At 71.2% G+C, this 26,451-nt stretch carries 20 protein-coding genes and 2 tRNA genes; 13 read left to right on the top strand and 9 right to left on the bottom strand.

The features are described from left to right. Positions 1 to 81 precede the first annotated feature (81 nt). Together trxB and trxA are read left to right on the top strand one after the other, a co-directional pair. Positions 82 to 1,107, top strand: coding sequence for a thioredoxin-disulfide reductase (trxB, locus tag IR158_RS10145; RefSeq protein WP_291812589.1), 1,026 nt, complete (start codon positions 82 to 84; stop codon positions 1,105 to 1,107). Continuing rightward, positions 1,104 to 1,439: a thioredoxin gene (gene trxA, locus IR158_RS10140; protein ID WP_291812588.1), complete on the top strand. Its 336-nt coding sequence runs from the start codon at positions 1,104 to 1,106 to the stop codon at positions 1,437 to 1,439. The genes trxB and trxA overlap by 4 nt, the downstream gene beginning before the upstream one ends. A 338-nt stretch (positions 1,440 to 1,777) precedes the next feature. On the opposite strand, the gene IR158_RS10135 is transcribed toward trxA, so the two are convergent. The 8 genes from IR158_RS10135 to rpmH form a co-directional block, all read right to left on the bottom strand. Then, positions 1,778 to 3,016: a ParB/RepB/Spo0J family partition protein gene (locus IR158_RS10135; protein ID WP_291812587.1), complete on the bottom strand. Its 1,239-nt coding sequence runs from the start codon at positions 3,014 to 3,016 to the stop codon at positions 1,778 to 1,780. Continuing rightward, positions 3,013 to 4,029, bottom strand: a complete 1,017-nt coding sequence (locus IR158_RS10130; RefSeq protein ID WP_291812586.1) for a ParA family protein — start codon at positions 4,027 to 4,029, stop codon at positions 3,013 to 3,015. Before IR158_RS10130 ends, IR158_RS10135 begins: the two co-directional genes overlap by 4 nt. A gap of 1,255 nt (positions 4,030 to 5,284) precedes the next feature. Beyond that, positions 5,285 to 5,932, bottom strand: a complete 648-nt coding sequence (rsmG, locus tag IR158_RS10125) for a 16S rRNA (guanine(527)-N(7))-methyltransferase RsmG (RefSeq protein WP_291812585.1) — start codon at positions 5,930 to 5,932, stop codon at positions 5,285 to 5,287. 4,408 nt (positions 5,933 to 10,340) lie between these two features. Beyond that, on the bottom strand, positions 10,341 to 10,853 hold the full coding sequence (locus IR158_RS10120) for a R3H domain-containing nucleic acid-binding protein (RefSeq protein ID WP_291812584.1): 513 nt from the start codon (positions 10,851 to 10,853) through the stop codon (positions 10,341 to 10,343). A gap of 64 nt (positions 10,854 to 10,917) precedes the next feature. Beyond that, complete coding sequence (gene yidC, locus IR158_RS10115; protein WP_291812583.1) at positions 10,918 to 12,051, bottom strand: membrane protein insertase YidC; 1,134 nt, start codon at positions 12,049 to 12,051, stop codon at positions 10,918 to 10,920. Between the two features lie 22 nt (positions 12,052 to 12,073). Next, complete coding sequence (yidD, locus tag IR158_RS10110; RefSeq protein WP_291812582.1) at positions 12,074 to 12,370, bottom strand: membrane protein insertion efficiency factor YidD; 297 nt, start codon at positions 12,368 to 12,370, stop codon at positions 12,074 to 12,076. A gap of 8 nt (positions 12,371 to 12,378) precedes the next feature. Next, a complete protein-coding gene (gene rnpA, locus IR158_RS10105; protein WP_291812581.1) occupies positions 12,379 to 12,738 on the bottom strand; it encodes a ribonuclease P protein component in 360 nt (119 codons plus the stop codon). Positions 12,739 to 12,749: 11 nt separating this feature from the next. Then, a complete protein-coding gene (rpmH, locus tag IR158_RS10100; protein WP_191783193.1) occupies positions 12,750 to 12,887 on the bottom strand; it encodes a 50S ribosomal protein L34 in 138 nt (45 codons plus the stop codon). Positions 12,888 to 13,437: 550 nt separating this feature from the next. Between rpmH and dnaA the strand changes: the two genes are divergently transcribed. From dnaA to gyrA, 7 genes are all read left to right on the top strand, one after another. Further along, entirely contained in the window at positions 13,438 to 14,997 is a 1,560-nt protein-coding gene (dnaA, locus tag IR158_RS10095; protein WP_291812580.1) for a chromosomal replication initiator protein DnaA, read from the top strand. 1,016 nt (positions 14,998 to 16,013) lie between these two features. Next, positions 16,014 to 17,144, top strand: coding sequence for a DNA polymerase III subunit beta (gene dnaN, locus IR158_RS10090; protein WP_291812579.1), 1,131 nt, complete (start codon positions 16,014 to 16,016; stop codon positions 17,142 to 17,144). Positions 17,145 to 17,238: 94 nt separating this feature from the next. Next, entirely contained in the window at positions 17,239 to 18,168 is a 930-nt protein-coding gene (gene gnd / locus IR158_RS10085) for a phosphogluconate dehydrogenase (NAD(+)-dependent, decarboxylating) (protein ID WP_291812578.1), read from the top strand. Positions 18,169 to 18,173: 5 nt separating this feature from the next. Further along, the gene (gene recF / locus IR158_RS10080; protein ID WP_291812577.1) at positions 18,174 to 19,373 is read left to right on the top strand and encodes a DNA replication/repair protein RecF; all 1,200 of its coding nucleotides are present in this window, start codon (positions 18,174 to 18,176) and stop codon (positions 19,371 to 19,373) included. Next, positions 19,363 to 20,010, top strand: coding sequence for a DciA family protein (locus tag IR158_RS10075; protein ID WP_291812576.1), 648 nt, complete (start codon positions 19,363 to 19,365; stop codon positions 20,008 to 20,010). Before recF ends, IR158_RS10075 begins: the two co-directional genes overlap by 11 nt. Before the next feature lie 207 nt (positions 20,011 to 20,217). Continuing rightward, positions 20,218 to 22,299: a DNA topoisomerase (ATP-hydrolyzing) subunit B gene (gyrB, locus tag IR158_RS10070; RefSeq protein WP_291812575.1), complete on the top strand. Its 2,082-nt coding sequence runs from the start codon at positions 20,218 to 20,220 to the stop codon at positions 22,297 to 22,299. Between the two features lie 62 nt (positions 22,300 to 22,361). Then, entirely contained in the window at positions 22,362 to 24,953 is a 2,592-nt protein-coding gene (gyrA, locus tag IR158_RS10065; protein ID WP_291812574.1) for a DNA gyrase subunit A, read from the top strand. A 79-nt stretch (positions 24,954 to 25,032) separates the two neighbouring features. Here the strand turns inward: gyrA and IR158_RS10060 are convergent, their stop codons facing one another. After that, a complete protein-coding gene (locus IR158_RS10060) occupies positions 25,033 to 25,359 on the bottom strand; it encodes a hypothetical protein (protein WP_291812573.1) in 327 nt (108 codons plus the stop codon). 130 nt (positions 25,360 to 25,489) lie between these two features. Here IR158_RS10060 and IR158_RS10055 point away from each other — a divergent pair, with 130 nt between their 5' ends. The 4 genes from IR158_RS10055 (at position 25,490) to IR158_RS10040 (ending at position 26,373) form a co-directional block, all read left to right on the top strand. Further along, positions 25,490 to 25,903 (top strand): DUF3566 domain-containing protein, encoded by a 414-nt coding sequence (locus IR158_RS10055; RefSeq protein ID WP_291812571.1) that lies wholly within the window; start codon positions 25,490 to 25,492, stop codon positions 25,901 to 25,903. Positions 25,904 to 26,030: 127 nt separating this feature from the next. After that, positions 26,031 to 26,104: transfer RNA gene (locus IR158_RS10050), tRNA-Ile, on the top strand. Between the two features lie 60 nt (positions 26,105 to 26,164). Next, entirely contained in the window at positions 26,165 to 26,284 is a 120-nt protein-coding gene (locus IR158_RS10045; protein ID WP_291812569.1) for a DLW-39 family protein, read from the top strand. A 13-nt stretch (positions 26,285 to 26,297) separates the two neighbouring features. Continuing rightward, positions 26,298 to 26,373 (top strand) — tRNA-Ala (locus IR158_RS10040). Positions 26,374 to 26,451: the final 78 nt, after the last annotated feature.

Below are 26,451 nucleotides of genomic sequence, written 5' to 3'. Positions count from 1 at the left end.
ATCGGTTGCACGATCCAGAATCCCGGGCCGTCCTCCGGCCCCGTCGCCGCGGCGACGTCGAGCGACCCAGCGAGGCACCCTGTGACCGAATCCGCCGTCCAGCCCACCCCCACCGACGTGCGCGACCTCGTCGTCGTCGGCTCGGGACCGGCCGGCTACACGGCCGCCATCTACGCCGCGCGGGCCGGTCTCGCGCCCGTCGTGATCGCCGGGTCGGTCACGGCCGGCGGTGCGCTGATGAACACGACCGAGGTCGAGAACTTCCCCGGCTTCCCTGACGGGATCCAGGGCCCCGAGCTCATGGACTCGATGCAGAAGCAGGCCGAGAAGTTCGGTGCCGAGGTGCTGTGGGACGACGCGGCGTCCGTGGACCTGACCGGTGAGGTCAAGGTGGTCACGACGGCCGGCGGCGAGGTCTTCCGCGCCCGTGCCGTGATCCTGGCGACCGGCTCGGCCTACCGCGAGCTGGGCCTGCCCGACGAGAAGCGCCTGTCCGGACGCGGCGTCTCGTGGTGCGCGACCTGCGACGGGTTCTTCTTCCGCGACCAGGACATCCTGGTGGTCGGCGGCGGTGACTCCGCGGTCGAGGAGGCGACGTTCCTCTCGCGGTTCGGCAAGACGGTGACGATGGTCCACCGCCGCGACCAGCTGCGGGCCTCGAAGATCATGGCCGACCGCGCGGCCGCGGACCCGAAGATCTCGTTCGCGTGGAACTCGCAGGTCGTCGCGATCCACGGCGAGGAGAAGGTCACCGGTGTGACACTCCAGGACACCGTCACGGGCGAGACGCGCGAGGTGGCGGCCGGGGGGCTGTTCGTGGCGATCGGCCACGTCCCGCGCACGGACCTCCTCATCGGTCAGGTCGATCTCGACGAGAACGGCTACGTGCAGGTGGAGGGCCGCTCGACGCGCACCAACCTTCCCGGCGTCTTCGCCTGCGGCGACGTCGTCGACCACACCTACCGGCAGGCGATCACCGCCGCCGGTTCCGGCTGTTCGGCCGCGCTCGACGCGCAGCACTACCTGGCAGGGCTCACCGATGTCGTCGACCCGGTCTCGCCGGGGTCGGCGCTCGTTGTCGAGGAGAGCACGGAGGAGCAGCGATGAGCACGATCGACGTCACGGACCTGACTTTCGAGGCCGAGGTGCTGCGCAGCGACCTCCCGGTCGTCGTGGACTTCTGGGCGAGCTGGTGCGGGCCCTGCCGGCTGGTGGCCCCTGTGATCGAGGAGCTCTCGGCGGAGTACGCCGGACGCGTGAAGTTCGTCAAGGTCGACACGGAGGCCAACCCCGGCCTCTTCGAGGACTTCAAGGTCCAGTCGATCCCGTACATCGCGTTCTTCACCGGCGGCGAGATGGAGAACAGCCTCGTGGGCGCCCGGCCGAAGGCCGTGCTGAAGGAAGCCGTCGAAGAGCTGCTGGCGGCCGAGCAGGCCTGATCGATCGGGGCCCGCGCCGAGCTGACCCGGTCAGGACGCGTGACGACGCCCCCGCTCGTGGTCCGCTGAGCGGAGGCTCGTGGGGTCGCGGGCGAGCGGTCCGACCCGGCCCTCGAGGGTCCGGGCGGGCCGGCCCCGGCCGGGTCGACCGCCGATCACGCCACACGCGGGCCTCCGGGCCGCCCGCACGGGCCTGATCGGGCTCCACCAGGCTCGCCCAGATGGCGAGTCGGCGGGCCCGACCCGGTGCCGCGGCCGGTCATCAAGGCGCTCGGGGCGTTCTGACGAATTAGTGAGCCATACTCAGTTCGTCGAAGACCCCGCTCAGCGCTGGGACCTCAGTGCTTGAGGACCCCCGGGTCCTCCGGTGCGAGGGCTCCGAGGATTCGGTTGAGGTCCTGGACCGACGCGAACTCGACCGTCAGCTTCCCGCGGGTCTTGCCGAGGTCCACCTTCACGCGCGTCTCGAACCGGTCCGACAGCCGCGACGCGAGCTCGTCGAGCGCCTCGTTGCGGATGCCCGCCCGGGTGCGCTGGCGACGCTTCGGCTGCGTCTCGTCCCCGCCCAGCGAGACGATCTCCTCGACGGCGCGAACGGACAGCCCTTCGGAGACGATGCGCTGCGCCAGCCGCTCGATCGCGGCACCGTCGCCGAGGCCGAGCAGGGCGCGGGCGTGCCCCGCCGAGAGGACCCCGGCCGCGACCCGCCGCTGCACCAGTGGCGGGAGCCGCAGCAACCGCAGGGTGTTCGAGATCTGCGGCCGCGAGCGGTGGATACGGGACGCCAGCTCCTCGTGCGTGCACCCGAAGTCGTCAAGGAGCTGCTGGTAGGCCGCGGCCTCCTCGAGAGGGTTCAGCTGCGAGCGGTGGAGGTTCTCGAGGAGCGCGTCGCGCAGCAGGTCCGAGTCCTCGGTGTCGCGGATGATCGCGGGAACGGTGTCGAGACCGGCCTCCTGCGTCGCGCGCCACCTCCGCTCCCCCATGATGAGCTCGTAGCCGTCGTCGACGGCCCGCACCACGATCGGCTGAAGGACACCGACCTCACGGATGGAACCGACGAGCTCGCTGAGTGCGTCCTCGTCGAACACGGTGCGCGGCTGACGCGGGTTCGGCCGGATGGAGCCCACCGGCAGCTCCGCGAACCGCGCGCCCGGAACGGGCAGGAGGCCGTCGATCTCTGCGGGCTCCGGCATGCGGTCCAGGTCCACCGACGACGTCGCCGGTGCGGACGTGGTCGGCGCGGACGTGCCCGACTCCGACGTGCCCGGCTCCGAGGTGGCCGGCTCCGACGTGCCCGGCTGCGACGCGCTGGCCGAACCGTCAGTCGGTGCCGTGCTCGCGGCGTCACCGCTCTCCACGGGCACCTTCGTGGCCACGGACACGGTCGCATCGGACGCCGCCGCCGACGTCACCGCTGCCGCCTCCGCTGCCGCTGCGGCGGCCTGCTCGGCCGCCGCCCCGACTGCGTCAGGGAAGAAGACGTCCACCGGCCGGTCCTTGGTGCTGCGCGGGGTGTCGAGGCCGGTCGGGATGAGTGCTCCCAGACCACGGCCGAGACCGCGACGCTTCTCGCTCACTGGTCCTCCTGTGCAGAGCCGCCCGGCACGCCGGCGGTGGTGGGGGTGGTGGTGCTGGGAACGGCCCGCTCCGCGAGCTCGCGGGCGGCCTCCAGGTAGGCGAGGGCGCCCGACGAGCTGCCGTCGTAGGTCATGACCGTCTGCCCGTAGCTCGGGGCCTCCGAGATCCGGACCGAGCGCGGGACGGTCGTGCGCAACGTCCGCTCGGGGAAGTGCGTGCGCACCTCCTGCGCCACCTGCTGCGCCAGGTTGGTGCGTGCGTCGTACATCGTGAGCAGGATCGTGGACACCGCGAGCCCGGGGTTGAGGTGGGCCTGGATCAGCTCGATCGTCTTGAGCAGCTGCGACAAGCCCTCGAGCGCGTAGTACTCGCACTGGATCGGGATGAGGACCTCCCGCGCCACCACGAACGCGTTGACGGTGAGCAGCCCGAGGCTCGGCGGGCAGTCGACGAACACGTAGTCGATCTGCTCGAGACCCTGACGTTGACGCCACTCGAAGTACCCGTCGAGCGCCGTCCGCAGCCGCGTCTCACGTGCGACCATCGAGACCAGCTCGATCTCGGCACCCGACAGGTCGATCGTCGCGGGCAGGCACCAGAGACCCGGGACGTCAGGGCTCTCCTGCACCGCCTCGTGCATCGGCGCGGTGTCCACGAGCACCTCGTAGATGGACGGCGTCCCAGCGCGGTGGTCGATGCCCAGGGCCGTCGACGCGTTGCCCTGGGGGTCGTTGTCGAGGACGAGGACCTGGAGGCCGGCCTGGGCGAGAGCCGCCGCCAGGTTGACCGTGGTGGTCGTCTTGCCGACCCCACCCTTCTGGTTCGCCACGGTGATCACGCGGGTGCGCTCGGGGCGCGGGAACTTCCGGCCGCGCAGCTCGATGCGACGCCGCGCGTCGAGCTGCAGCTCGGCGAGCAGCGGCGTGTCCGCAGACGGACGCGGCAGGCTGTCGACGAGGGCAGCCCTGCGCGCCTCGTCCTGGTCGCCGAGCGGGTGCGGAGCCGTGTCCACGGCCCCCTCCTGCTGCTCTGGCAGGTCTTCCACGGTGCCTCTCTCGTCCTCAGGTGGCGTCCCGCTGCTGGTGACGCCGGCTGTTGCTTCTGGAGCCCCTGGGGGCGGCTCCCCCGCCGACCCTGGTGCTCCGTGTGCACCGTCCGGTGCGCTCACGCGCGGCCCTTCCGGCAGGTCGTCCATGTCGTCGTCCAGCGCGCCGCCCGGTGGCGCTTGTGACGGAGCATCGGGCTGGGCCGACGCGACCTCGTCCGCAGCACCGTCCGCGGCCCAGGGATATGAGGCGCCGAGGTCGACGACCGACACCGGCTGCGGGCGTCCCGCTCGCCGGGGGCGAGGATCCGGTTGGGGGGCGTCATGCGGCGCGGCATCGTGTGAGGTGGTGTCATGCGGCGCGGCGTCCTGCGGGGCGGCGTCATGCGGCGCGGCACCGTGCGAGGCGGCCTCGTGCGGGCTGGGGTCGTGCGGGCTGGGGTCGTGCGGGCTGGAGTCGTGCGCGCTGGCGTCGTGCGCGCTGGAATCCTGCGGGGCGACGTCATGAGAGGCAACTGTTTCGCGCGGCTCCGTCACGGACCCGTCGTCTGTCGTCCCTGTCGTCGGGGACTCTGTTCCACGTGAAACCGCGCCGCTGGCGCCGTCGCCGCGCGAACCGGTTCCACGTGAAACGACGTCGCCGCGGGCGGAGGAATCCGCTACCCGCGCAGCGCCTGAGCCTGAGCCGTTCTCACCGGCCGTGACCTGGACGTCAGCGTCGGCTCCCCTGGCGTTCCGCTGTGCGCCGAGATCCTGCGGCTTCCACCGCGGGCCGGGCTGATCAGGTGATCCCGCCGGCGCGGTCGTCATCGCGCCCGCACCTGTTGGTTCGGAGACGACGCCAGCCGCGGGCGATGACGCCGCTGCGGCAGGTGCCGCGGGGGCTGCGGGAGGCGACGAGGGCTCCGTGGAGGCAACAGACCCGGACAGGGCGGCGGAAGCAGGCGGCGGAGCGCTGTCGCCAGTGGTCAGCCCCTGATCCGCCGTCCCAGCAACGTCGGTGGCCCGTGCGCGCACGTGTGGCTGCGCCTGCACTGGCGACACGTCACGCGGCGCGGACACGAAGGCGTCCGCCGGGTCGGGCATGGCCGGCCGCGGCTGCTGAGGCGTGCCGCCCGTCGGGCGCCCGCCGGCAACAACCGGGTCCGGGATCGTTCCGGATGCCGCTGCGGCCTGCGCCGCTGCCCGCTCCGCGGCCTCGCGCTCCTCGCGGCGCTTCTTCCTACCGAACACGCGCACCTCTTCCTCGGACGGCTGACACGACCCGCGTGGGTTCGGTCCCGGCGATGGTCGTCGCCTCGTGCACGCGGCCATCGGTCAGTCCGACGGACCGCATGACCTTGGCGGCTGCAGCGAGCTCTTCCTCGGCTCGGGCACCCTTCATGGCGACGACACGGCCGCCCTCGCGGACCAGGGGTGCGGTCCACCGGAAGAGCTTGTCCAGAGACGCCACTGCTCGCGCGGTGACGGCGTCGGCCTCCAACGCCCCATCGAGGTCCTGCGCCCGCGCGCGCCTCACCTCGACGTTTGTCAGTCCGGTGCGCTCGACGACGTCAAGCAACCACGCGACGCGGCGTTCCATCGGCTCGACCAGGATCACGTCGGCCTGCGGACGCATCGCCGCCACGACGACGCCCGGAAGCCCAGCGCCTGACCCCACGTCGACGATCACACCCTTCTCAGGAAGGAACGGGACGACCGCCGCTGAGTTGAGCAGGTGCCTCTCCCAGAGCCGCGAGACCTCGCGGGGCCCGACCAGCCCTCGCAGCTCGCCCTCAGCGACCAGGAAGTCATGAAAGGCCGCCACCGCGGGCCATGCTTCACCGAAGTAGTCGGCCAGGCGGGGGTCGTTCTCCCACGGGTCGGCCATCGTCTCGCTCGCTGGCTCAGCGCTCGGTACGTCTGGCACTCGGCGGCTCCTGTTCCACGTGAAACGAGCGCTGGGCGCTTGCGAGCATGGCCCCGCCGTCCCGGTTCGTTGCGGGGATACGCTACCCCGCCGGTCACCGCACGGTGGTCTCCCCCGCGGGCTGTGGAGAAGGTCGCTTGCGACGTTCTCAACGCGGTCAGCCGCTGTGGCAGAGCAGACTCCGCCATCGACGCCACTGCAGGTGCCGCGCCGAGCACCCGCGTTGCGTGAACCCTCCTAAAGTCCTGCCGTTCCCCGGTGCCCCTGTTCCCGCGCCACGGGGCACGAGGCTGCCCAACAGCCCGGTCACCAACGTCCGCACGGCGGTGTCGATCATGCCCGAAGGGGCAGGTCACCGACCCGATCGTCACGCACAACGACTCCCCGCACCCTGGCTCACGAGCCGACCACGTCCCGTGCCCGCCGGCGCGATGCGCACGACGCACCTGTCCACCGCGTCGGGCGCTGCACACCGCCCGCACACGAGGCAGCACCTCCTGGCGCTGGACTGCGGCACAGTCGGGCGTCGCATGGCTGGCGCACCGGCCCGCTGCGTCGATGCAGATCAGCGCGTCGCCCGTTCACGAGGCACAGACCGCGCTCGAGGGCGTTCACCGCGGCAAAACGGCAAGGCCGTGGAACCCGTGGACCCCGTGGACCCCGTCAAGCCCATCGACCCAGGCAGGCCTTTGAGTTCCCCGCCGCCGGTGATCAACCGGACGCCCTGCACAGCTATGCCGTTGGCCGTTGGTCGATGTCCTCACAACTCCGCGGGTGCTCGTCGACCGAACGTCTTGACTACTGTTTCACCAAAGCGCCCGGGGGGCGAGCGCCTCCCGGACGACGACCGCGATGGTCGGGCGCACATGGAACCTCGCCCGCCACCGTCGATGCATGACACTCCTACTGCCTCGCTCACTGCGATGCGTCTGGCGCCGACGACGTGGACCAGCGTCGCTGGTGGCTGAATCCCCTGACGGCCGATAGGTCCGTCACGGGCGACCCGCGGTCCTGCCCGCCGCCTGCCGGTTCCACGTGAACGGCTGAGGGCCGGCCGTGGCCGCTGGCCGCTTCGTTCCGCCTCAGCGTCCGGCAGGGCAGCCAGCGGCCCGTGCCGCATGAGAATCGTCGATGGTGGACGGGGGCCCATGTCTCGTCGCAGGTCAAGCCGCGATCGCTAGTTGATTGTGGGCTCCGCTGCACGGAGCCCTTCCCCGGCGGCTGGGGGACCGCTGCCTGTGAGGCCCTACCCCGGCGGCCCCGGAGGACCGCTCCCCGTCAACCCCCGCCCCGGCAGCCCCGGAGGACCGCTACCCGTCAACCCCCACCCCGGCAGCCCCGGAGGACCGCTACCCGTCAACCCCCACCCCGGCAGCCCCGGAGGACCGCTCCCCGTGAACCGCTGTCCCCGGCGGCCCGGGAGTGCCGCTCGCCCTCAACTTCTGCTCACGGCAGCCCAGGACGACCGCTGGCCGTACTTTTGCCCTCGACACCCGAACGCCGGGGCCACGGCCGGACTTGAAGGCGTATCCCGCGCGGTCCGTACGGTTCGTTCCACGTGAAACGCGTCCAGTCAGACCGTGGCGCACCTCCACACGCACGGCCCCCGTGCGAGGGCAGGCCTGGTCTGCCTCGGGTCCGAGACCGGCCCAGGTGACGAGTTCATGCAGGCCCGTGGCTCGCCCACGCAAGTCCCGTCAACGGCGGGACGCCGCCCCGCGCCCGCGCGCGACTCGCGGTGTGTGGCATACCCCAGGTCAGTTCCGCTCCGTGCAGGCCGCTGGATCCGCTCGACGTTCGCGCAGTCCGCATCTGCCGACCCGGCCCGTCCCGCGCACTCGCGTGCCCGGCCGCCCGCGTTGACGCCACAGGCAACCTGCCCGCCGCGCGCCGCTTCTCTGCTCCACGCGGGCTGCTCCTTGGTCGAGCGCCGACGGCGTTCCACGTGAAACAGATGCTGAGCCTGCCTCGAGCGATACCCCGAGGGAGCCGCTCGGTTGCAGTGAGCTCGCCTGGGTGGACCTCGCCCCGGCAGGACCGTCCGGTCGCTGAGCCGCGCGTGGGCGGACGCCACCCCCAGGCAAACAGGCTGAGGAGACGAGTCGGTCCCGGGAGCCGTCGCCGTGCTGGGACCCGAGGCGACGATGACGAGGAGGCCAGTGACGTGATGGGTCGGTGCTGGTGGGCTCTCGGCCGTTCACTCGATGCACCGGCCCGCGCCCCTGGCCGTCGACCCGGGACCCCCGCGGCACGAGACCGTCCGCCCTCTGGTGCCGATGAGCTCCGCGCAGGTACACGCATGGTTCGCATGCCTCCGCAGGCCAACTGGGTCGCGCCAGATGCCTCCGGATGCGCCCGAGCCGATCCGCCTGTCGGGGCACCATCCATCAGGGACCGGCTAGAAGGATGCGCCCGCGCTGTGCGGCACCCCGACTTAGGCCCTTGACCAGTCGGCCAGCTACCCGCGGCAGTCCCGGCGTCGGCCTACAGCTCCGCCGCTCCGGCTGACGCGCCGGACGCATGGTCGGCTCCCTGACTGCGCCCACGAGCGCGAGTGCGCGGTGAGTCGCCCTCTGCAGCCGCTACGGCGCCACCGCGGTGCGGTCCGCGTCAGGGGACCTTGCCAGGTGGTCCGCCAGACGAAGGCGCGCCGTCCTGACCTGCATCTTCACGCTCGAGGACACGCCAGCACTCCCTGTCCGCACTTCGTGGTGCGTCGTGGTGGTCACGGCCGCTGCGGCCACGTCCGGTGCAGGGGTGGCTATCCCTGACTGCCGCTGGGTGCACGCCCGGACGCGCCGGGCTGGCGCACTAGCTGCCTGCGCTCCACGTGAAACACGAAGACTCAACGCAGCCGGCACCGGTGCGACAGACGGGCCCGTTGTCGTCGACCTGGTGACCACGCGGCCGGACACCGCGCCGATGACTGGAACCTGGAACGGGCGAATGGGTCGGATCCCGGATGCACGACGTCCACGCGGAGAGCACTGGACGGGAGCCTGACGACGTCGCGGGCGCAACGACGCCCGCGACCTACCGCCGTCGTGGCGTGCGGGGACAGGGGTAGCAGTCAGAGGCGACCCCAACCGCCTCCTCCCCAGCGAGAGCCGCTTTTTGCCTATCGCAGGAGCGAGAGCCGGCGTACGGCTCGAGAGAGGCCGCAGCGAGTGAGCCTCCGGACCTGCACAGGTCCGCCTCCCTCAGCAGGACTCAGGCGCACGGCGCGTCGTCGCACGTCGATGCCAAGGAGCATCGGCGTCTTCCAGATTGACCTCGTGTACGGAACCGGCCCACATGCGCGGCCATGTTCCACGTGGAACCAGTGCGCCTTCCGCCACATCGCGCCCGGTCTCAGCCGTCCGGCCGCGCCTCGTCGCTCGACCATGATCGCCACTCGGCACGGGCCCATCGACCACCGGTGGGACACCGTGCGCGACCGCTCACCGCCCGGAGCCCGTGAACGCCCCATAGCTCCACGCGCTGCTGCGCGCCGGCGCCGCGCGACCTGGGCGTCGTCGTTCCACAACACGCCCGCTACCGGGGAGATGGCATCCCGGCCTTGGCATCCCGGCCTCGTCCGAGACCGAACCGGCGCCACGTTGCGAATCGCGCCAGTCGTCAGCAAGAGGTCAAGACAGCACCCCAGCAAGCCTCACGTCCGACCCTTTCACGCGCACACCGCACCATCCATCCAGCGCCCGCCGCACCCGGTTGCGCGACGGCACGCGACCGATTCGATCGCTAGCAACACGATCACCGCCCTCCACCACCGCACGGTTCCACGTGAAACAGCCCCGGCCCCTGCTGCACGAACGTCCACGTGCGCCTGCACGAGTCTCGACGTGCGCCCCACCTCAGTCGCTCTTTGCCGGCAACGTGGGTGTGTCACCGCCTGATAGCCCCACGGGACCTGGACGTCCATGCCGTTGTCCCATCGCCGCTCTCTCAGCACGTAGTCGAGCGATCCGCGTGCCAGCTCTCTTCCACGTCCTGCCACGCGGATCGGACGCGACACGCACCGCGCGCCACAGCGAACAGCCACACCGACGCCCGCGCGAACCCGAGCCGGCCGCTGGCACCCCGCCGCACCCCGCCTGCGCCGCACCGCGGACCCCGGAAGTCGCAGACCGCGCGGGGTGGACATCGGGAGCCCGGCGCACAAGCGCGCAACAGACCGCGGCGGCGGCGCACGAACCGCCGACGTGCGCCTGCACACGGCCAGAGGGCCGGTGCCCTCGGTGGGCCGTTCCACGTGAAACAGGCCGCGGGAGCCGCGACGTGACCGCGCGTCAGCCACCGGAACGACAGAGGGCGGGCAGCTCCCGCCACCCGCCCTCTGTGCAGTCGTTCGCTGCCATCAACCTCGGACTCACACGGCGCGGATCACCACGCGCCGATCGGGCTCGACACCCTCGGAGTCGCTGACGAGCCCGGCCTCGGCGACCGTGTCGTGCACGACCTTGCGCTCGAACGGGTTCATGGGGGCGAGCGTCACCGCCGCCTCCCCGGTCTTGACCCGCTCGATCGCCTCGGCCGCGATCCCGACGAGCTCCTTGCGCCGCGCCGCACGGAAGCCCGCGACGTCGAGCATGAGACGGCTGCGCTCCCCTGTCTTCGTCTGGACCGCGAGGCGCGTGAGCTCCTGCAGGGCGTCCAGCACCTGGCCGTCCTGGCCGACGAGACGACGCAGCGAGTCGTCGCCGGCGTCCTCCGCCACGATCTCCACCGCCGCGCGACCGTGGTCGACATCGATGTCGATGTCGCCGTCGAGGTCCGCGATGTCGAGGAACTCCTCGAGGTAGTCCGCCGCGATCTCGCCCTCCTCCTCGAGGCGCGTCACGAGGTCGCCGTCTACAGCTGTGCCCGGGTCGGAAGTAGCCATGTCTTCTCCGTTCAGCGAAGTCGCTACCGCACCGCCCCACGTCGGACGGGCACGGCGGTGGTCGTCAGGTTCCTGCGGGGCCGTCGGTCGGGGTCGACGGTGAGCCCTTGCGCTTCTTCTTCTTGGGGGCCGTGCCGGCCGGCTGGTCCGCCACAGGTGCGTCCGCCACGGCGTCCTGCACCGGTGCGTCGTCGGTGGCGCCATCGGGGGTGTCCGCCGTCCCGGCTACCTGACCCGGCCGCGCCTTGGCCCGGTCCTTGCGCTTGGGCTGCTGACGCTGTCCCCGCGGCTTCTCCTCGATCACCACGGTCGGCGCCGCGTCCTCGACCGCCTGGCCGCGCGCGGCGGCCTTGCGTGCCTGACGCGCCTTGAACGCCTTCTCGGCCTCAGATCCCGGCGCGGGCATCCGGCGGATCGTGTAGAACTGCTGGCCCATCGACCACAGGTTGGTCGTCGTCCAGTACAGCAGGACACCGATCGGGAAGTTGACACCCGAGAACGCGAAGATCAGCGGGAGCATGTAGAGCAGGATCTTCTGCTGCTGCGCCATGGGGCCCTGGAGGGCCGCCGGCGGCATGTTCTTCATCGTGAGCTGACGCTGCGTGGTGAACGTCGTCACCGACATCGCGACGATGAGGACCACCGTGACGAGCTGGATGTGCCAGTTGCCGTCCGCCTGGAGGAACGTCCCGGAGAGGGGCGCACCCCAGATCGTCGCCGTCTCTGCCTGCGCCGCGAGCTCGGCGGTCATCGGGCCGATCGCGTCAGCCCTGTCGTACGTCCCGGACGCCAGCTGCGGCAGCGAGTAGAGGACACGGAAGAGTGCGAAGAAGATGGGCGACTGCAGCAGGATCGGCAGGCAGGACGCGAACGGGTTGGTCCCGTGCTTCTTGTAGAGCTCCATCATCTCGCGGCTCATCGCCTCGCGAGATGCCGGGTCGCTCTTGCCCTTGTACTTCTTCTGCAGCGCCTGCATCTCGGGCTGCACCAGCTGCATGCCGCGTGACGCCTTGATCTGCTTGAAGAACAGCGGGATCAGCAGGATCCGCATGACGATCACCAGTCCGATGATCGACAGGGCCCACGCCGCACCGCTGGCCGGGTCGAGGCCGACCCACGTCAGCAGATCGTGGAAGCGGACCATGATCCAGGCGACCGCGACCATCAGCGGGAACAGCAGGCCGTCCATCCAGTCCATGAAGCAGTGCTCCTTGCGAGCGTCAGTGCGCGGCAGTCGCCGCGTCGTGCGAGTGGTGCGTGGAGCGTGCTGGAGGAACGTCGTCGACGCCACCGGGGTTCCAGGGGTGGCAGCGGGCGAGCCGCCGGACGGCGAGCCAGACCCCGCGCAGCGCGCCGTGACGACGCACCGCGATCACTGCGTACTGCGAGCAGGACGGGTAGAAGCGGCAGGTCGCGGGCGTCAGCGGCGAGATCAGCCGCTGGTACAGCCAGAGCAGCCCCAGGAGGGCGGACGTCGGCACGCGTCTCACCGTCCGCCACAACGTCCCCCACGTCATCGCCGCACCTAGCCGTCGAGCCGTCGGGTGTGACGGCGGCACGCCGTTGCGACAGCTCCGTCGAGGTCGCGGCCGAGGTCGGCGGACGACGCCCCAGCGGCTGCCGGCTGCGCCCGCACGACGAGCAGTGCACCGTCCGGCAGCTCGCCGAGGCGAGCGGCCACCAGAGCACGCAGGCGCCGCTTGACCCGGTTACGGGTCACGGCGTTGCCCACGGCCTTGGACACGACGAGACCGACCGCCGGCGAGCCGGGGTCGGTCATGGTCGCGAGGTGCACGACGAGCGTGTCGCGGCCCCCACGCGCGCCCCGGCGCACCGTCTGCTGGAAGTCGGCAGAGCGGCGCATCCGGTGCGTTGCGGGGAGCACCGGGACGTGCGTCAGGCCGAGAGCTCGGTGCGCCCCTTGCGGCGGCGCGCCGCGAGGATGGCGCGACCGGCACGCGTGCGCATGCGCAGACGGAAGCCGTGGGTCTTGGCCCGGCGCCGGTTGTTCGGCTGGAAGGTGCGCTTGGTCACGACGTTCTCCACACGTTTGTCGTAGCGATCGCACGCAGTCGCGCGACCAGGTCCTGGTGCCGGGTCCGACAGCTCCAGGGAACGCACGCGGTGACGCGTACGTCGGCGTCAGGGCGCGCCGGACGGAGCCGTTGAAAGGCTGGACCACGCTACGCTCCTGCCCTCGACCCGGTCAAATGCGGTCCGGGCTCTGCGACACACCGCGTCACCCGGCACGCCGCCCTGGCGCTTACCGTAGATGATCCGGCAGGGACACGAGACACGCCGATCAGGCCCCATCTCTCACCCGGTCGCGTGCTGACGCCGTGCCCGCGTCCCCGTTAGCATCGGTTCGTCGTGCGGCTCGACCGCGGCGACGGGTCGTGCCACGCCGCACGCCACCAGCGTGGGAACGTGGTCGGAGCCGGCGTCAGGAAGCCCTCGCCGCGCGGCGACAGCTCATCGGACGAGTTCCTCGTCACGCGCGCTCACAGGTGTGGACAACTATGTGGACGACAGTTGCCCGTGCCACACTCAGCCAGCCCGCACGACCCGATCATCGAGGTAGACGTTGTCACAGGACGAAGAGCCGACCCGCGTCTGGGGCCACGTCGTCACGAGCCTCGAGGCGAGTCCGGACATCACTCCGCGGCAGCTCGCGTTCGTGCGTCTGGCGCACCCCCTGGGGCTCCTGGACGGCACCATGCTCCTCGCCGTCGGCAACGACCTGACCAAGGAGTACCTCGAGACGCGGGTGCGTGCCGAGGTGACGCAGGCCCTGACCGAGGCCCTCGGCCGTGAGGCGCGCTTCGCCATCACCGTCGACGCCGAGGTCGCGGACGACGTGCCGCCGGCGCTGCGTGTCGTGCCTCCCTCCCCCACCGCGCCCGCGCCCTACGAGCGCAACGGCGAGCAGCGTCCGGACCTGGCTCTCGTGACGTCCCACCCGGGCTTCCTGCGCGACCACTCGTCCGACGCGCCGCCGACCGACGACGAGGCGCCGCACGGAGAGCACCGCGCGGAGTCGCGCACGCCGCTGCGCGCCGTCGACGGGTCCTCGTACGACGCCCCTGCCCCCCGGCGCGGCCTGTCGGAGCCCGCACGGCTCAACCCCAAGTACCTGTTCGAGACCTTCGTCATCGGCTCGTCCAACCGGTTCGCCCACGCGGCCGCGGTCGCCGTGGCGGAGGCTCCGGCCAAGGCGTACAACCCCCTCTTCATCTACGGCGACTCCGGGCTGGGCAAGACCCACCTGCTCCACGCCATCGGGCACTACGCGCAGAACCTGTACCCCACCGTCCGCGTGCGGTACGTGAACTCCGAGGAGTTCACCAACGACTTCATCAACTCCATCGGCGAGGGCAAGGCGGGCGCCTTCCAGCGGCGCTACCGCGAGGTCGACGTCCTGCTCATCGACGACATCCAGTTCCTGCAGGGCAAGGAACAGACGATGGAGGAGTTCTTCCACACGTTCAACACGCTCCACAACGCGAGCAAGCAGGTCGTCATCACCTCCGACGTCCCGCCCAAGCAGCTCAACGGGTTCGAGGACCGGATGCGCTCGCGCTTCGAGTGGGGCCTCATCACCGACGTCCAGCCGCCGGACCTCGAGACGCGGATCGCGATCCTGCGCAAGAAGGCCGCGAGCGAGCGCCTGCAGGCCCCGGACGACGTCCTGGAGTACATCGCGTCGCGGATCTCGACCAACATCCGCGAGCTCGAGGGTGCGCTGATCCGCGTCACGGCGTTCGCGAACCTCAACCGGCAGCTCGTCGACGTGTCCTTGGCCGAGATCGTGCTCAAGGACCTGATCACGGACGACCAGACGCAGGAGATCACCTCGACGACCGTCATCGGGCAGACCGCTGCGTACTTCGGGCTGTCGATCGAGGACCTGTGCGGCTCGAGCCGCTCCCGCGTGCTGGTCACCGCCCGCCAGATCGCCATGTACCTGTGTCGCGAGCTGACGGACCTCTCGCTGCCGAAAATCGGGCAGGCGTTCGGTGGACGTGACCACACGACGGTCATGCACGCGAACCGCAAGATCCGTGAGCTGATGGCCGAGCGCCGCTCGATCTACAACCAGGTCACCGAGCTGACGAACCGCATCAAGCAGCAGCACCGGGGCTGAGGCCGACCACTCTCGGCCCCCGTCGGTGCTCGTCGTGGACGACAGGCCCGCGGGCGTCGACCTGGGCGAGCAACGGTGCGCCTGCTGCCCGCGGACGGTGGTCCCGTTCCCGTCGGGCGACGCGGCCTGGCAGGCGACTCCAACAGCCCTCGCGCGTGGATGCCGAGGCCCTCAGGGCCGGGCAGAGCCCTCCACCGATGGTCCTGGCGGTCGAGGTGATCGTGATGACATGGCCCGCCACGTCCGACCCAGCGCCGGCCCTGACCGCGAGATCTCACCCCTCCCCAAGTTATCCACAGGTTTGCCCACCGCCTGGGGACACTTGTGAACTCCTTCACCCAAGCGGACCAACCGGACATCGGTCGCAGGTGTGATGGGGCGTGCGCCACGCCGCTGACCTGCACTGATGCCCTCGAACGCGCGCTGATACGCACCCTCGAGCGGCATCGGCACGCCCTGCGCGAGGCTCCCGGTGGACGCCAGCAGGTCACGACCAAACGTCCTCAACCCCCAGAACCACCGTGTATCCACATCTACTGGACCGGGTGAAACATGCATGGGACGAATGTGCACACCTGTGCACAGACCTGTGGACGGCGGTGGACGACACGCACGAACACTGTGGACGGAGAGGTGGTCATCGGTGGACGACGAAGAACACCGCTCGCACCGTCCACCTCCGTCCACCGGTCCACCGGCGTGGCGTCCCCACCTCCCGCACAGGACGACACGCCTCGTGACCTGCACACGGACCGGTTGTCCCCATCATCAACAGCCCCGATGACGACGACGAACCATCCATCATGCAGAGATCCACACACCGACGTTGGGCCCGGCGGTGCGACGCCTCGGCTCCCGCGCCACCGGTGCGAAAGCAGGTGCGGTGGTGTGTACCGCTGTCGGGCCCGTCGCGTAGTCTTCGGGCAGACCCGCCAGCGCTCGCTGACGTGCCTCGACGTGCTCGCGAACGCCCGCACCGACGAGGGCACCAGGGCCGGACGACGAGAAGGTGATGCATGAGGTTCCGCGTCGACCGTGACGTGCTCGCCGATGCCGTCACGTGGACGGCACGCAGCCTGCCGACGCGGCCTCCCGTGCCCGTCCTGGCAGGAGTGCGCATCGAGGCCGACACCACCGGCACGGTCCAGCTCTCGAGCTTCGACTACGAGGTCTCGGCACGGGCCCAGCTGCCGGCGGACGTCAGCGAGCCGGGCACCGTCCTGGTCTCGGGACGACTCCTCGCCGAGATCTCGCGCGCACTGCCGGCCAAGCCCGTCGATGTCGTCCTGGACGGGACGAAGGTGCAGGTCACGTGCGGGGCGAGCCGCTTCACGCTGCTGACCATGCCGGTCGAGGACTACCCGAGCCTGCCGGTCATGCCCGAGGTCACCGGCACGGTCGACGGCGACGAGCTCACGCACGCCGTCGCACAGGTCTCCGTCGCGGCGAGCCGCGACGACACCCTGCCGCTGCTCACCGGCGTGCGCGTCGAGATCGAGGGCGAGCGCGTCACGCTGCTGGCTACCGACCGCTACCGCCTCGCGCTGCGCGAGATGACGTGGAAGCCCGCGAACCCCGGCGTGGAGGCGGTCGCGCTCGTGCGCGCCCGCACCCTCTCCGACGCGGCGAAGTCGCTGGGCGGCTCCGGCTCGGTGTCGGTCGCGCTGTCCACCGGCGGCGGGATCGACCTCATCGGCTTCGAGGCCGCCGGTCGTCAGACGACGAGCCTGCTGGTCGACGGCGACTACCCGCCGGTGCGCCGGCTGTTCCCCGACGACACCCCGATCCACGCCATCGTGAACCGGCAGGCGCTGGCCGAGGCCGCCAAGCGCGTGGCGCTCGTCGCCGAGCGCAACACGCCGATCCGGTTGAGCTTCAGCGAGGGCCAGGTCGTGCTCGACGCGGGCCAGGGCGACGACGCGCAGGCGTCCGAGGCCCTGGAGGCGGTGCTCGCGGGCGAGGACATCTCGGTGGCGTTCAACCCGCACTTCCTGGCCGACGGCCTGGGCGCGATCGACACGACGTTCGTCCGGATGTCGTTCACGCACCCGAACAAGCCCGTCGAGTTCACCGGTCAGGAGTCGCTCGAGGGCGACGACCTCAAGGACTACCGCTACCTGCTGGTGCCGATCCGCTTCGCGAGCTGACGGGCGGCACGCGCGTCCGTGCCCCGGGTACGGCACAGTGGCCGGGACGGTGGTCGGGAACGGACCACGACGCGCAGCGGAGAGGGGCAAGACGATGCACATCGGTCTGGTGGGCCTGGGCAAGATGGGTGCGAACATGCGCCAGCGGATCCGGGACGCAGGCATCGAGGTCACCGGCTTCGACCGCAACCCCGACGTGACCGACGTGCCCTCGCTGGAGGCACTGGTCGACGCGCTCCCCGCGGGTGAGCGTGTCGTGTGGGTCATGGTGCCGTCCGGGCCGATCACCGACGCGGTGATCCAGGACCTCGCAGGCCTCCTGGCGCCGGGCGACCTGGTCATCGACGGCGGCAACTCCTACTACCAGGACGACGAGCCCCACGGGGCCCTGCTCGCCGAGCACGGCGTCGGCTTCATCGACGCCGGGGTCTCCGGCGGCATCTGGGGCCTCGAGAACGGCTACGGCCTGATGGTGGGCGGCGCTCCGCAGGACGTCGAGCGGGCGATGCCCGTCTTCGACGCGCTGCGTCCCCCGGGCGAGCGTGCGGACGGCTTCGTCCACGCCGGTCCCGTCGGCGCGGGGCACTACGCCAAGATGGTCCACAACGGCATCGAGTACGGCCTGATGCAGGCGTACGCCGAGGGCTACGAGCTCCTCGCGGCGAAGGACCTGGTCACGGACGTGCCCGCGACGATGCGCGCGTGGACCAACGGGACCGTCGTGCGCTCGTGGCTGCTGGACCTGCTGGTCCAGGCGCTGTCCGAGGACCCCAAGTTCGGGGCGATCGACGACTGGGTCGAGGACTCGGGCGAGGGCCGCTGGACCGTCGACGAGGCGATCGACCTCGCCGTCCCGGCGCCCGTCATCTCCGCCGCCCTCTTCGCACGGTTCGCCTCACGCCAGGGTGAGTCCCCCGCGATGAAGGCCGTCGCGGCGCTGCGCCAGCAGTTCGGTGGGCACGCCGTGCGCGCCGCCGGCGGGGAGACCGTCACACCGTCGGCGCCGCCCACCTCGGAGGCCTGAGTCGCGTGTACGTCGCGCACCTGTCCCTCACCGACTTCCGGTCGTACCCGCAGGTCGAGCTCCCGCTCGAGCCGGGCATCACCGCGCTCGTCGGGCCCAACGGGCAGGGCAAGACGAACCTCGTCGAGGCGGTCGGCTACATCGCGACGCTCGGCAGCCACCGCGTGCCGTCGGACGCCGCCCTGGTGCGGGCGGGCACGAGCCGCGCCGTGGTGCGCGCCAAGGTGGTGCGCGAGGAGCGGGCCACGCTCGTCGAGGTCGAGATCACGCCGGGCAAGGCCAACAGGTCGCGCATCAACGGCGGCTCCCCCGGCCGCGCGCGCGACGTGCTGGGCATCCTGCGGACCGTGCTGTTCGCTCCCGAGGACCTGGCGCTCGTCAAGGGCGACCCGGACGGCAGGCGACGGTTCCTCGACGACCTCCTCGTGCAGCTGACGCCCCGGATCGCCGGGGTGCTGGGCGACTACGAGCGCGTCCTGCGGCAGCGGTCGGCGCTGCTGAAGTCCGCGGGGGCCGCGACCCGTGCACGCGCGGGCGCCGACCTGCGCACGCTCGACGTGTGGGACGCCAAGCTCGCGCAGACGGGGGCACAGGTCGTCGTCGCGCGCCAGGCGCTGGTCGCCGCGCTGCGCCCCCGTGCCGCGCACGCGTACGAGCAGGTCAGCGCGGGGCAGGGTGACCTGGTCCTGACGTACCGCTCGTCGCTCGACACCGCGCTGGGCCAGACCCCGGACGACCACGCGGGGTCGGCCCCTGACGCGGGCGTCGAGCTCGTCGAGGCGCGTCTGCTCGACGCGATGGGCCGGCTGCGCGGCAAGGAGATCGAGCGGGGCGTGTGCCTCGTGGGGCCGCACCGCGACGACCTCGTGCTCCAGCTCGGCGACCTGCCGGCCAAGGGGTACGCGAGCCACGGCGAGTCGTGGTCGGTCGCGCTCGCGCTGCGGCTCGCGTCGTACGCGCTGCTCACGCACGGCGTCGACGACGCGGGCGCGTGGTCGGCGGACTGGGGGCCCGACGGCGAGCCGGTCCTCATCCTCGACGACGTCTTCGCCGAGCTGGACACGCGCCGTCGCGAGCGGCTCGCGCAGCTCGTCGCGGGTGCCCGGCAGGTGCTGGTGACGGCGGCCGTGCCGCAGGACGTCCCCGAGCCGCTGGCCGGAGCGCGCGTCGACGTCATGGGTGGGGAGGTGGCGCGTGTCCTCTAGGCGCGCACGTGGCGCCGAGCCCTCCCCCGCGGGCTCGCGCTCGCCCGTCGACGGTCACCGGTCCGCGACGCCGCAGCACGACCCGGCAGACGCCGACACGCTCCTGCCGGCGCCGACGGCCGTCCCGGACGGTGTGCCGGTGTCCGAGCTGGTCGCGCTCACGCCGCCGGAGCAGGTGGTGCGTGCGGCGCTCGCCCGTGCGAAGGCGGCGGCGCGGGCCCGCGGTCTGCGGCCGGGCGTGGTCCGCAGCAGGCCGATCAGCAGCGGGGCGGGCGCCGGCCCTCGTGACCCGCAGCCGCTCGCGGTGTCCGCCGGTCTGCTCGCGCGGGACCTGGGCTGGGAGCCGGGGCTGATGGTGGGCGACCTCGTGCACCGGTGGGCCCAGATCGTCGGGCCGCAGGTCGCGGAGCACTGCGAGTACGTCTCGTTCACGTCCGGTCTGCTGACGGTGCGCGCGTCCTCCACGGCGTGGGCGGCGAACCTGCGGCTGCTCGCCCCGACGATGCTGGCGCGCTTCGACGAGACGCTCGGTGAGGGCGTCGTCGTGCAGGTGGAGGTGCTCGCACCGGCAGGGCACGGGTTCGGGCGCGGACCGCGCCGCGTGGCCGGGCGCGGACCGCGCGACACGTACGGCTGACGTCGGCGACGTCTGCACGGACGGTGCTCGCCGCGCCTGCCCGTGATGGGGTATCCACCAGGTAGACTGGACGGGTCAACAAAGGCGCCTGCGCGCCCTCGTGAGCCCAGAACTCCGCCGCTGTGGGGTGATCTGGACTGTCCGGCGGTTCGCAGCCGCTCACGACGCGCCTGGCGCGTATCGAGCTCTCGAGGAGAACCGCTGCCCGTGGCCGACCAGAGCACCCCTCGCGACCCGCAGGACGAGACCACCGAGGGGCAGGAGCCGGCGACGCCGTTCCGGGAGCGCCTCACGGACGACGGCACGTACGACGCCAGCGCGATCACCGTCCTCGAGGGCCTCGAGGCCGTCCGCAAGCGGCCCGGCATGTACATCGGCTCCACCGGCGCCCGTGGCCTGCACCACCTCGTCTACGAGGTGGTCGACAACTCCGTCGACGAGGCGCTCGCCGGCTACTGCGACACGATCGACGTCACCCTCCTCGCCGACGGCGGCGTGCGCGTGACCGACAACGGCCGTGGCATCCCCGTGGCGATCCACCCGACCGAGGGTCGCCCGACCGTCCAGGTCGTCATGACGATCCTGCACGCGGGCGGCAAGTTCGGCGGCGCCGGGTACGCGGTGTCGGGTGGTCTGCACGGCGTCGGCATCTCCGTCGTGAATGCGCTGTCGTCGCGTGTCGAGACGGTCGTCAAGCGCGACGGGTACGTCTGGAGCCAGGACTTCGCCGACGGCGGCAAGCCCGTGGGTGACCTGCGCAAGGGCGCGCCGACGGACGAGACGGGCACGTCGCAGACGTTCTGGGCCGACCCGACGATCTTCGAGACCGTCGACTACGACTTCGAGACGTTGCGCGCGCGCTTCCAGCAGTACGCGTTCCTCAACAAGGGGCTGCAGATCTCGCTGACGGACGAGCGCCCGGCGCACACGGGGACCGAGGACGAGGTCACCGGCGAGGCCGGTGCGGAGCAGGCGGAGACGCCCGTGCGTCGGGTCAGGTACCGGTACGACGGCGGCCTGGTCGACTACGTGACGCACCTGAACTCGGCCAAGAAGGTCGACCACGTGCACCCCGAGGTCATCGACTTCGAGGCCGAGGACAAGAGCCGCAAGATCGCGGTCGAGATCGCGATGCAGTGGACCACCGCCTACTCGGAGTCGGTCCACACGTTCGCCAACACGATCTCCACGACCGAGGGCGGCACCCACGAGGAGGGCTTCCGGGCGGCGATGACGTCGCTGATGAACCGGTACGCCCGGGAGAAGAACATCCTCAAGGAGAAGGACGAGAACCTCACGGGTGACGACATCCGCGAGGGTCTGACGGCCGTCATCTCCGTCAAGCTCGGCGAGCCCCAGTTCGAGGGGCAGACCAAGACCAAGCTCGGCAACACCGACGCCAAGCGCTTCGTGCAGCAGGTCGTCAACGACCAGCTCGGTGCGTGGCTGGACGCCCACCCCGTCGAGGCCAAGGACGTCATCCGCAAGTCCATGCAGGCCGCGGCCGCCCGCATGGCGGCCCGCAAGGCCCGCGAGGCGACGCGACGCAAGGGCCTGCTCGAGTCCAACTCGATGCCCGGCAAGCTGCGCGACTGCCAGTCGAACAACCCCGCCGAGTGCGAGGTCTTCATCGTCGAGGGTGACTCCGCCGGCGGCTCGGCCGTCCGCGGCCGCAACCCGCGGACGCAGGCGATCATGCCGATCCGCGGGAAGATCCTCAACGTCGAGCGGGCGCGGCTCGACAAGGCCCTGGGCAACCAGGAGGTGCAGGCGCTGATCACCGCGTTCGGCACCGGCATCGGTGAGGACTTCGACGTCTCGCGGCTGAGGTACCACAAGATCGTCCTCATGGCCGACGCCGACGTCGACGGCCAGCACATCCGCACCCTGCTGCTGACGCTGCTGTTCCGCTACATGCCGCAGCTCATCACGGGCGGGTTCGTCTACATGGCGCAGCCGCCGCTGTACCGCATCAAGTGGAGCAACGCGCCGCACGACTACGTGTACTCCGACCGCGAGCGGGACGCCGTGATCGCGGACGGCCGGGCGAACAACCGCCGGCTGCCCAAGGAGAACGCCGTCCAGCGGTACAAGGGTCTGGGCGAGATGGACTACACGGAGCTCTGGGAGACGACCATGTCGCCCGAGCACCGGACCCTGCTGCAGGTGACGCTGGACGAGGCCGTCGCCGCCGACGAGACGTTCACGGTGCTGATGGGCGAGGACGTCGAGGCACGTCGCGCGTTCATCCAGCGCAACGCGAAGGACGTCCGCTTCCTCGACATCTGACGCGGCGCCGGTGACCCCGGCGACGCGACCGACCTGGCACCGACGACTGGAGTGACCCGCACGTGACCGAGACCCCGGGCGAGATCGAGCACGGCAACATCGACCAGGTGGACCTGCAGCTCGAGATGCAGCGCTCCTACCTGGACTACGCGATGGCCGTCATCGTCGGCCGCGCGCTGCCGGACGTCCGCGACGGCCTCAAGCCGGTGCACCGTCGTGTGCTGTACGCGATGTACGACGGCGGCTACCGCCCCGACCGGCAGTTCTCCAAGTGCAGCCGCGTCGTCGGCGACGTCATGGGCAAGTACCACCCCCACGGCGACACGGCGATCTACGACGCCCTCGTCCGCCTGGTGCAGGACTGGTCGCTGCGCTACCCGCTGGTGTCCGGCCAGGGCAACTTCGGCTCCCCCGGCGACGACCCGGCGGCCGCCCCCCGGTACACCGAGTGCAAGATGGCACCGCTGGCCATGGAGATGGTCCGCGACATCGACGAGGACGCGGTCGACTTCCAGGACAACTACGACGGGCACACGCAGGAGCCCGCCGTGCTGCCCTCGCGGTTCCCGAACCTGCTGGTCAACGGCTCGGCCGGCATCGCCGTCGGCATGGCGACCAACATCCCGCCGCACAACCTGCGCGAGGTCGCGGCGGGCGTGCAGTGGCACCTGGACCACCCGGAGGCGTCCAAGGAGGAGCTCCTCGAGGCGCTCATGCTCCGGATCAAGGGCCCCGACTTCCCGACGGCGGCCACGATCCTGGGCCGGCGTGGCATCGAGGAGGCGTACCGCACGGGGCGCGGCTCCATCACGATGCGTGCCGTGGTCGAGGTCGAGGAGATCCAGGGCCGGCAGTGCCTGGTGGTCACCGAGCTGCCGTACCAGGTGAACCCCGACACCCTGGCCAAGAAGATCGCGGACCTCGTCAAGGAGAACCGCGTCCAGGGGATCGCGGACATCCGCGACGAGACCTCGGGCCGCGCGGGCCAGCGACTCGTGATCGTCCTCAAGCGGGACGCCGTCGCCAAGGTCGTGCTGAACAACCTGTACAAGCACACGCAGCTGCAGGACACGTTCGGCGCCAACATGCTGGCGCTGGTCGACGGCGTGCCGCGCACGCTGAGCATCGACGCGTTCGTCCGCCACTGGACGTCGCACCAGATCGACGTCATCCAGCGCCGCACCCGCTACCGCCTGCGCAAGGCGGAGGAGGACATCCACATCTTCCGTGGGTACCTCAAGGCGCTGGACGCGCTGGACGAGGTCATCGCCCTCATCCGCCGCTCCCCCGACGCCGAGCAGGCCCGCAACGGCCTCATGGAGCTCCTCGACGTCGACGAGCTGCAGGCACAGGCGATCCTCAACCTGCAGCTGCGCCGCCTGGCCGCCCTGCAGCGCCAGGAGATCCTCGACAAGCACGCCGAGCTCGAGGCCGTCATCACGGCCCTCAACGCGATCCTCGCCTCCCCCGAGCGGCAGCGGCAGATCGTCAGCGAGGAGCTCGCGACGGTCGTCGACAAGTTCGGCGACGAGCGGCGCACCCACATCCTGCCGTTCGACGGCGAGGTCTCGATCGAGGACCTCATCGCCGAGGAGGACGTGGTCGTCACGATCACGCGCGGCGGCTACGCCAAGCGGACCCGCGTCGACGCGTACCGGGCGCAGCGCCGCGGCGGCAAGGGCGTGCGCGGTGCCCAGCTGCGCGAGGACGACCTGGTCGACCACTTCTTCGTCACGACGACGCACCGCTGGCTGCTCTTCTTCACGAACCTCGGCCGGGTGTACCGGGCCAAGGCGTACGAGCTGCCGGAGGCCGGCCGCGACGCGAAGGGTCAGCACGTCGCGAACCTGCTGGCGTTCCAGCCGGGCGAGCGGATCGCCCAGGTCCTGGACCTGCGCGACTACGAGCAGGCGGAGTACCTGGTGCTGGCCACCCGGCGCGGGCTGGTGAAGAAGACGCGCCTGACGGAGTACGACTCGAACCGCAGCGGCGGCGTCATCGCCATCAACCTGCGCGAGGACGACGAGGGCCGCACGGACGAGCTGGTCGCCGCGCGCCTGGTCGACTCCGACCAGGACGTCATCCTGGTCTCGCGCCTCGGGCAGTCGGTGCGGTTCACCGCCTCCGACGAGGCGATGCGCCCCATGGGCCGTGCGACGAGCGGTGTCACGGGCATGAAGTTCCGTGCCGACGACGACCTGCTGGCGATGGACGTCGTCCGCGAGGACGCGTTCCTGTTCACCGTCACCGAGGGCGGCATCGCCAAGCGCACGGCGCTCACGGTCGAGAACTACCGCCAGCAGGGCCGTGGTGGTCTGGGGATCAAGGTCGCGAACCTGCCCGAGGCCAACGGCGAGCTCGTCGGTGCCCTCGTGACCGACCCGGACGACGAGGTGCTCGTCATCATGGAGCGCGGCAAGATCGTGCGGTCGGCCACGTCGGAGGTCAACGCCACCGGCCGGACCACCCAGGGTGTGATCTTCGCCAAGCCGGATCCGGGTGACCGGATCATCGCCGTCGCCCGGAACAGCGAACGACACCTCGAGGACGATGGCGGTACCGTGGGCGAGAACGTGGCCAACCACGACGCAACCGACGTACCGGACCCGGACGGGTCGGTGCCTGACAGCGGCGACCGACCCGCGGAGGACTGATGAGTGACACGCCCCCCTCGATCCCCCCGCGCAAGCGACCCACGTCACCCCTGACGGGCGGCGGCGCTCGCCCCGGCGATCACGGCGGCTCGGTGCAGGCCGCCGAGCACGACGTGCCGGGCGGCAGCTCGTGGTCGTCGATCGGGGGGGCCGAGGGAGCCGCCCCGCCGACGTACACGGTCGACGCGCGCAGCAGCGCGCTCCCCGCGTCGTCGACCGGGCGCAGCTCGGTGCCCTCCGGTCCCCGGACGGACGACCGTGCACGGCAGGAGTCGTCGGACCCGCGTCCGCCGCGGGTCGCGACGCCGGCCGCCGGTCCCGCCGGTGACGACGACGAGCCGCCCTCGCCGCTGGTCACAGCGGTCGACGCGACGACCGTCTGGCTGAAGAAGGCCGCCGGAGTCACGGGTTCCGGGCTCTCGAGGGCGTACTCTCAGCTGACCCGACCCCGCACCGAGGACGACCACATGACCACGACGCCGACGACAGCCGGTGCCGCAACGACGCAGCGCCCTGCGCCACGATCGACGGCGCCTGTGACCGGGGCGACCTCGCGCCCTGCGACGGGGCGCATCCCGACCGTCGGAGCCGGCCCGCGCCGTGTGCGCCTGGCGGTCTCGCGCGTCGACCCGTGGTCGGTCATGAAGCTCGCGTTCCTGCTGTCGGTGGCGATCGGGATCATGATCGTCGTCGCGGCGGTCGTGGTGTGGTTCACGCTCGACAGCCTGCAGGTGTTCTCGCAGCTCGACGGGCTGATCCGGCAGGTCGCCGGGCAGGAGAGCCCGGACCTGCTCGCGTTCGTCTCGTTCGAGAAGACCGTGTCGGCCGCCACGCTCGTGGGCGTCATCGACGTCTTCCTGCTGACGGCGCTCGCGACCATCGGTGCGTTCCTCTACAACATCGTGGCGGCGCTCGTCGGTGGCGTGAACGTCACCATGACGGACGAGTGACCCACAGGGAGCACCTCGCGGTGCGGCGCTCACCGGTTTGGGTGCGGCGGCTCGCCTGGGGTACTCTCGACCGTCGCGCCCGCCGGTGCTGATCTCCCGCCAGAGGTCGATCCGGTGGACGTGTCACGGGCCTATAGCTCAGACGGTTAGAGCGCTTCCCTGATAAGGAAGAGGTCACAGGTTCAAGTCCTGTTAGGCCCACGCTGCCGGTGCGCACGTCGTACCGCGGACTGCCGGCACCCACCCGAGACGGGGGATCCGATGAAGAAGCTCCTGGTTCTGGCCGCACTCGCGGCCATCGGTTACGTCGCCTGGCAGAAGTACGCGGAGGACCGTGACGAGCGGGACCTCTGGGCCGAGGTCACCGACACCTTCGAGTGACGACGGCCTATCGGGGGCCATGGCGCAATTGGTAGCGCACCTGCTTTGCAAGCAGGGGGTTAGGGGTTCGAGTCCCCTTGGCTCCACCACGCCGGAACGGCGCAGGACACCCGTGTCCTGCGCCGTTCCGCGTTCCCGGCACCGCGCGGCGAGGTCGTGCGCCGCGG

The organism is Cellulomonas sp. (assembly GCF_015234515.1).
Taxonomy (GTDB): Bacteria; Actinomycetota; Actinomycetes; order Actinomycetales; family Cellulomonadaceae; genus Cellulomonas.
Note: the sequence above shows the minus strand (reverse complement) of the source record. Positions and strands in the feature narration are given on the sequence as shown.